Origin of the sequence: Mycobacterium sp., from assembly GCF_050701675.1 — a bacterium.
Lineage (GTDB): Bacteria > Actinomycetota > Actinomycetes > Mycobacteriales > Mycobacteriaceae > Mycobacterium.
The window spans coordinates 1-2,495 of record NZ_JBOGDD010000624.1 but is presented as its reverse complement, the minus strand read 5'-3'; the positions used below and the strand labels follow the sequence as shown (position 1 = coordinate 2,495).

The window sequence follows — 2,495 nt, the reverse complement described above, 5'->3', positions numbered from 1 at the left end:
GTATCGGGGTTAGGTGTGTTGTTGCTGGAGTTGGCTATCCCAGGTGGTCTCACCGAGGGGGCGGGCAGCGAGCTTGAACCGCTCGACCTTCTGGGTCGGGGTCTTGGGCAGCCGGTCGGTGAACTCGACGTAGCGGGGCACCATGTACTGCGGTAGGAGTTCGCGGCAGTGAGCCAGGATGTCTGCGGGTTTCGGGTCGGCGCCCGGTTGGGTGACGACGAAGACCTTGATGTCGTCTTCGGACAACTCGCTGGGCACGCCGACGGCGGCAGCCTCGCGAACGTCGGGGTGGCTCGTGACGGCGTTGTCGACGTCGGTGGCGGCGATGTTCTCGCCTCGGCGGCGGATGACGTCCTTGCCGCGGGCGACGAAGTACAGGTGGCCGCCTTCATCGACGTAACCGAAGTCGCCGGTGTGAAAACGTCCGCCCCGCATGGCCTCTCGGGTCGCGTCGGGCATGGCGAAGTACTCGTTCATCACCAGTCCCGGTTCTGGTGAGCTGATCGTGATCTCGCCGTGTTGGCCGGTTGGCACGGGGTTGTCGTCGGTATCGCGGATGCTGACGACGTATTCGTCGATCACCCGGCCGCACGATCCGTCCCGGCGAGGCTCGTCGAGCGGCTGGTAAGCAGGCACTCCGGCATCGGTCAGCCCGTACACCTCGATAAGGGGGAACCCGAATCGCTCCTGCCAGTGAGGTCCGCAGGCTGGCATCGGTACGCCCCAGGCCAGTCGGACGGCGTGCTCGCGGTCGGACGGGCTGGGCGGCTGTTTCCACAAGATGTTGGCCGTGGCGCCCATGAAGTTGAACACCGTGACCTCGTAGCTGCGGATCTCGTCCCAGAATCTCGATGCCGAGAATCGTTGTGACAGAGCGGCGGTGGCGCCGGCGACCAGAGCCGCTCCGACGGTGAGCGTGGCGGCGTCGATGTGGAACAACGGGAACGGGGTGTAGAGCACGTCGGTGGATTGCAGGCGCAGGTTGGCGACGTGCAGTTGCGCCTGCCGCAGCAGATAGTGGTGCGACAGCACGCAGGCCTTGGGTACACCTGTCGAGCCGGAGGTGAACAGCATCGCCGCCGGTGCCAGCGCGTCTATGCGATCGGGCGTCATTGCGGTGGAGGCCAAGTCGTCGAGTCGACGGCTATTGCCGTCCGGTCCGGGGCCGTGAACCAGCACGGGTGCGTCGGTGGCGGGCAAGCAGGCCGCCACGTCGGCGTCGACGACGAATGCCGCCGGTGCGACGAGGTCGATGGAGCGGGCCAGCAGGGGTGGGGTGAGGTCGCGGTTGACGGGCACGCTGACGACGCCGATGCGGTTGAGCGCCAGCCACACCAGAACCTGGTCGATGCCGTTGCCCATCACCACCATGACGCGATCTCCGACATTCAAGCCAAGGCCGTGTAACTTCCCGGCCAGGTCCTCGACGCGGCGGTTGGCTGCGGCGTAGCCGATCGCACCGTCGGCGGTGCGCAGGAAGTCCTGCTGCGGCCGGCTGGCTGCATTGTGCGCCAACAGGTCTGGGAGGTTGACGGCGCCCGCGGGTATCACGGGCCGTCCTCGGCGGCCGGCACCACGACGGTCCCGGCGGCCGACACCGCGAGGATCGGTTCGGGTAGGACCTGGCCGCGGGTGGTGCCATCGGCCAGTGACCGGGTGACGACATGGGCGCTGAAGTCGACGTCGCGGCTGCGGTTGCCGACCCTGGTGACGGTGGCACTGACCTCGATCACGTCGCCGGCGCGAACCGATTGGTGGAAGGTGACGGTGGAGTACCCCGCGAATAGCCCTTCGTCGCCGTCGAGTTGCAGGCAGACGTCGGTGGCGATGTCGCCGAACAGTCCGAGGACGTACGCGCCGTCGACGAGGTTGCCGGCGTAGTGGGCCCGGCTGAAGTCGACGTAGCGGCGGTGGGTGAGGGTCAGGGTCACGAGCGGTCCCGGTCGAAGTCCACGACGATGCGGATCGTGGTGGGTTCGGACATGGCGTCCAGGCCGTCGTTGATGTCGTCGAAGGCGATCTCGGCGGTCACCATCGCGTCCAGATCGAGACGGCCGGTGGCGTAGTGGTCACAGAAGACGTCGATGTCGGCTAGGAAGCGGTTGGCGCCCATATAGGCGCCCTGCAACCTGCGATCGCCGTAGATCAACTCGTCGGCGGGAATGGTCAACGTCCGCCCCTCCGGCATCAACCCCAGGATTGTGGCGGTACCCGTGGGCGCGAGCACCGCGAAGGCCAACTCAGCGGTCGCCGGGTGGCCGACGACTTCGAACGCGTGGGTCACACCGTGGGCGAGGATTCGGTGCACTGCGGCGACTGTGACTGTTGGATCCGTATCTGCGAGCACCGTATCGGTGGCGCCGAAGCGTTGTGCGAGTTCGAGTTTCGAGGCGAGCGTGTCGATGGCGATGATTCGCCGGGCGCCGGCGAGCCGGGCGCCCTGGACGGCGGCGATCCCTACTCCGCCGCAGCCGATGACAGCCACGGTGTCCTGG

3 protein-coding genes are annotated in these 2,495 nt (G+C 67.1%); all 3 read right to left on the bottom strand.

Features of this window, described 5'->3' with window-relative positions; all coding sequences use genetic code 11:
* Window positions 1–9: 9 nt before the first annotated feature.
* Window positions 10–1,551: an AMP-binding protein gene (locus ACRDUX_RS19205; RefSeq protein WP_526415611.1), complete on the bottom strand. Its 1,542-nt coding sequence runs from the start codon at window positions 1,549–1,551 to the stop codon at window positions 10–12.
* Window positions 1,548–1,931 (bottom strand): 3-aminobutyryl-CoA ammonia lyase, encoded by a 384-nt coding sequence (kal, locus tag ACRDUX_RS19200; protein ID WP_526415610.1) that lies wholly within the window; start codon window positions 1,929–1,931, stop codon window positions 1,548–1,550. The genes ACRDUX_RS19205 and kal overlap by 4 nt, the downstream gene beginning before the upstream one ends.
* On the bottom strand, window positions 1,928–2,495 hold a 568-nt coding region (locus tag ACRDUX_RS19195), incomplete at its 5' end, for a zinc-binding dehydrogenase (RefSeq protein ID WP_526415609.1). The genes kal and ACRDUX_RS19195, both read right to left, overlap by 4 nt.